Origin of the sequence: Paraburkholderia sp. BR13439 (genome assembly GCF_040948805.1) — a bacterium.
Taxonomy (GTDB): Bacteria; Pseudomonadota; Gammaproteobacteria; order Burkholderiales; family Burkholderiaceae; genus Paraburkholderia; species Paraburkholderia youngii.
Genome location: NZ_JBFPKN010000081.1, coordinates 1 through 4,885 on the forward strand (window position 1 = coordinate 1; position 4,885 = coordinate 4,885).

Annotated in this window: 2 protein-coding genes; both read right to left on the reverse strand. The window is 56.0% G+C overall.

Annotation, left to right across the window (positions count from 1 at the left end; genetic code table 11):
- Window positions 1-454: 454 nt before the first annotated feature.
- Entirely contained in the window at window positions 455-1,861 is a 1,407-nt protein-coding gene (locus tag AB3X96_RS41960) for a GGDEF domain-containing protein (protein WP_368594340.1), read from the reverse strand.
- Window positions 1,862-2,245: 384 nt separating this feature from the next.
- Window positions 2,246-2,992, reverse strand: a complete 747-nt coding sequence (locus AB3X96_RS41965) for a beta-ketoacyl-ACP reductase (protein ID WP_176112506.1) — start codon at window positions 2,990-2,992, stop codon at window positions 2,246-2,248.
- Window positions 2,993-4,885 lie beyond the last annotated feature (1,893 nt).

A 4,885-nucleotide genomic window follows, 5' to 3' on the forward strand; every position in this document is an offset into this window, starting at 1 on the left:
CGTGCGTTTCGTTGAAAGATCCAGACCAAGACCAAGCTGTGTCATCGAGGTACCCCTTAAACCTGCCTTCTCCCAGGATAGTCCACCGAGACGTCAACGCCAGGACTTTTGCAGACCTTCCCTAGGTCTAGCTCAAAGTTCCTAACACCCTCTAGTGCCCCGACGGTGTTCAACGCGGCGCTCGACGACAAGCTGTTTTGAGATCGTCGAGCGGCCACGCTAGCTCCGTTCGACTTCCGACAGAAGCGACTGTGCGCCCCCGGGGTTGCGAAAACCTTGCATCCGACGTTGGCGGCTGTGCGTGGGCTGGTGACTGTTTTAGGCCCGGTTCTTTATCTCTGACGATCATGTGCACCAATTCAATGCCATTGAGCGGAATATGGGCACAACGAAGTATCCTTCAAGTGCGGCGTCAGTCGCGTTGCGCTTGCGTGCATCGGCGGGGTTCGGTCCGCTAAACAATCGCCACTCGGTTGCGACCTTGACTTTTCGCGTGGTAAAGCCGCTCGTCTGCTGACCGAAGTAGTGCGTCAATCGTGCGACCATCCCTGTCGAACTGCGAGATGCCGATACTGACAGTTATCGATACTTTGCGCCCAACTTCACCGGCGAAGGTTGTGCTGGCAGTTGCCGCGCGAATGCGCTCGCCGATTGCGAGTGCTGCATCCAGCGACGTGCGAGTCAGCAGCACCATGAACTCTTCGCCGCCCACGCGTGCTACGCCGTCGTAGGGCCGAATCGCGTCGCGGCATACTCGCACGAATCCCTGGAGCACTGTATCGCCGACCTGATGCCCGTAAGCGTCGTTGACCCATTTAAAATTGTCGAGATCGAGCGCGAGAAGTGAGAATGGAGTGCCGTCTCTCTGTGCGCGAACGACCTCCGTTTCTACACACGCAATGAAATGGCGCCGATTCGCAGCTCCGGTCAACGGATCGGTCGCCGCGAGGTGCGCCAGCTTTTCGTTCTCGCGGTGAACTTCTTTCAGAGCGTTTTTGGCGCGATCCATCTCTTGGGCGAGTCGCGCGTTCAACTCCTCGCGACTATGGATCGTCGCAAATGAACGTGTCGTCAAAAAGGCCTGCGCCACGCCATAGCTGAGAAGGAAGAAGCCGCTGGCGAAAATGACGTGAGCAAGCCACCACATGTGACTCCATGGGCTGCCCAGAAGAAAAGCCACCGACGACAGCGCGAACGACATGCTGGAGATGCCACAGACCAGCATTAGCGGGGACCTAGGCCGACGCAGCATCAGGATAACGACGCTGAGCGTCGAAAACCCGAGCGCCGCAGTCTCCATGACCCGCAGTAGGATAATGCCAGCAACTGTAGAATGGGCAAGAAGCGCAACCAGAACGTCCACTACGAGGAATATTGCGGCCCAGCTTAGCAAGTACTTGGCTCCTGCGCGGCGGTCAGCGGGATCAGACGGCCTGTGATACGACAGAAGCCCAATCAACAACAGAATCGACATCGTTAGACGCGACGCCGGACCATACAACAGGAATAGGCAAATGTTTTGATGAGCGGATCTGGTGAATGCGCCATGGAGCGCATAGATCAATAGAGATCCGAGGAAGCCCAGCGTCATCCATCGCAGCAACGGCTCGCCGGAGGACCGATAGCATTGCCACGACAAGTAGGTGACAAAAAGACCCTCAAACGTCGCCCCTGTGATCGCAATTTCATGAAACGGGTAGTTTTGGAACTTCAGACCCGGGTTTTGAAAGAAATGCAGGTAGCCAATCAGATAGGCGGGAACAAGAGCGAAGGCGACGAGAACCAACTGCGCGTAGCTCCTCGTGATAAACCGCACGAAGGAACGTTGCTTATCAGTCTGCACCGCAGTCGTCGCGCTCATGAATTCACTCCGGTGTGGTCCTTTCAGCCCGTCGTTGCCCACATCGATACAAATGCCTTGCCAGATACGGATTTTGACAGACGAGCCGAATCGATGCGCCATAAAAGTTTGCAACCGTCTTTGTATGTTTCCCAATTTTCTATCAAAACGACGGGTTTAAATTCCTACGTTGAATGCGGCCCCGCATGCCGGATGGGGACTGTATAGTCGTCCTTTTTTGGATGGCGTCAAAAAACGCTCCAAAAATGCAAGAACAATAACGTGTACGACTCGTTTTTTGTTGGTGTGCCCGTTGGCGAGAAAACCGGCCTGCTGACGATAATGCCCCGCGCAGACTGCGCCAGACAAAACCGAAAGTTGTCTGATACGCCAGACTGTCGCTTTTCATCGCATGTGCATACCACCGTTGACGGAGAAATCGGTGCCCGTGACAAAGCCAGCTTCATCGGAACAGAGAAATGCCACCAAAGCCGCGACTTCGTCCGGTTGACCGAGTCTGCCGACCGGAATCTGAGGAAGAATTCGTGTTTCCATTACGTCCTTGGGGATCGCCGCAGTCATGGTCGTGGCGAGATAACCGGGCGACACCGTGTTGACGGTAACGCCGTATCGCGCCGTCTCCAGTGCGAGCGACATAGTGAAACCGTGAATGCCCGCTTTTGCTGCGGCGTAGTTGGTTTGCCCGAATGCACCGCGCGCGCCGTTCACGGAGCCGATATTCACGATCCGCCCGAATCCCTGCTTGACCATTCCACCGAGAAATGGCTTCGTCATGTTGAACATGGAATCGAGATTGGTGCGTAAGACCTTATCCCAATCTTCCTTGGTCATTCTTGCAAAGCTTGAATCGCGCGTAATGCCCGCGTTATTCACAAGAATGTCCACCATACCGAATTCGGTGAGCACGCGCTCTGCGCAATGCGCACACGAATCGAAGCTGGAGACGTCGACCTCGAACGCAACGAAACGGCGACCTACATCCAGTTCATGGACGAGCCACGTGGCAACGTGATCGTTGCGCTCCGAATGCGAGAGGGCGACCACCGTGCCTGCATCGTGGAGACGTCGGCTAATGGCGGCTCCGAGGCCGCCCATGCCGCCAGTAACGAAAGCAACGCGTTTGGCTGACATGATGTTCCCCTTGTGAGCGAGGCCGTCGGCGGCCGGTGATTGAGTCGATTTACTGAATTGTCCGGAGATTTTCGGCTCCCGACACTCCCCTCGATGAACCATGCCGACCGCCGGTTTTATGCTACGGTACGGCAAGGCCGCGACATTGGCATGCTCTGATTGAAACGAACCTGCGCCGGCCATTGTGTAGGCTCGGGGGCCGATTGCGGCAGTCGCGAGGTAGCTGCGCACCATGGACTGGCATGAAGCCTCGATTTTGTTGCTATCGTGAGCGGCCGAGGCCGCACTACAAATCTCCTAAATCGAAGCGATGTCGCGCCGGACACTCTGCAGTCAACAAGGCTCGTTGCAGGACTTCGCAGAAGAACGCATGCGTTCGCAGCGCAAACGTAAATTTCGCGCCGTACGGATTGAATGGTGTCACGGATTTTCCTCTCATGACGGATTTCCTGACGCGATAAGGCGATCCGCAATTATCCGGTTGGAAGCAGCTGCAAACGCGCACGCCACGATTGCGTGTTCAATATAGGCGTTTCGGTCAACAGCGGGCTTAACATGGATCAATCATCGAAGAGATACCGTTGCCGCACTTGGCAGTGTAGTGTTCCGACCTTCCTCGCACGCTATTCGTCGGGTTCTCTCGGGGGTTCATCTGCCCAGCACGGCTGGTAAATAGGGAGGGGCGCAGCTAGGTTGTGTTATGCCCCTTTGTCAAAGCCTGCAATGTGGATGAGCACAAGCACGGAGAATCCGACGAAACGCAACCAGCGAGGGCCTCGCGCCATCGCTCGTAGCGTCTGCCGCTTCCTGCGGAAGCGGTTGAGCCAGCCAAAGCTGCGTTTGACCAGCGGCGCCAAAAATACACGGAGCGCCTTTTCGCCTCCGGCGGCTTGACGACTTAGTGGTCAATGCCTTCGTCGAGTGGAGAGTGCGCAGGTTCTTCGTCTGTGCACCTCCGGTCGTCGAAAGCCAGTCCGACCGGTGGCCTGCAGAACCCGATGCGCCAGCTTCCCGACCGGCGCGCGCTCCGCTAGTTCGCCAGCCTCACGTGCACGGCAAGCGACTGCCCACGGTATCAACCGCCGTGCGGTGCGCGTCGAGAATGACCGCGCTGTGTTGAAGGCGGTGTTCCTGCGCAACCCGGATGATCGAACGCAGGTCATTGACATAGCCCCGAAGCAGCTTGCCTGGATTCAGCGCCGCGCTGCGTCTGCTGGTAGACCACCTCCCTCAGCTATTGGGTAACAAACGCGACGCTCACCCGCTCTCATAATCCAGCGCAATGCGTTGAGCCCCTCGCGCAGCATGTAGCAGCGCCGTGGTGGGCCCTTACTCATCAAGGTCAGCGTACGGAGCGGCGACGTACCACTGTTCATCTGATATATCCGTTGGGGGCTGGGTTTCTTCTTCTTGCCATGGGTACCAAGCCTGGCGGAAAGGTCATAACGGATTGTAAAGAATATTGAGTTTGAGAGTGTCCCCTATTACTGATGAGGACTGCATGATAATCAACATGGCGGTCTACTCAAGTAGAAAGCTGCGCCGAACGTTGTGATCGCATCGCAAACGAGCTTTCAGGGCAACCTCATCAATGAGTTAATCTCGGGACCAAACAAGGGAGGTGTTAGCAATCGACGCACGTTTCCATGATTTATCGATCCACGAGGTTCTTGTAACAGTGCCTTCATGGTAGCTTGGGTGTGTATTTTGCCGAAGGCAGTCTAACGCGCCATGTCTGTAAGAAAGTTATTAACGATTGACGATGTCTAGGGAAGGTCTGCACAACTCGTTTTCAGAGAGTTGGCCGTTTGCCACTTGCGTTGTATCAGCCATGAGAGTCTGCTGGCAGGTTGGTCGCCTGGCTTTTTGAAGCGTGACGACCACTGTTTGCCG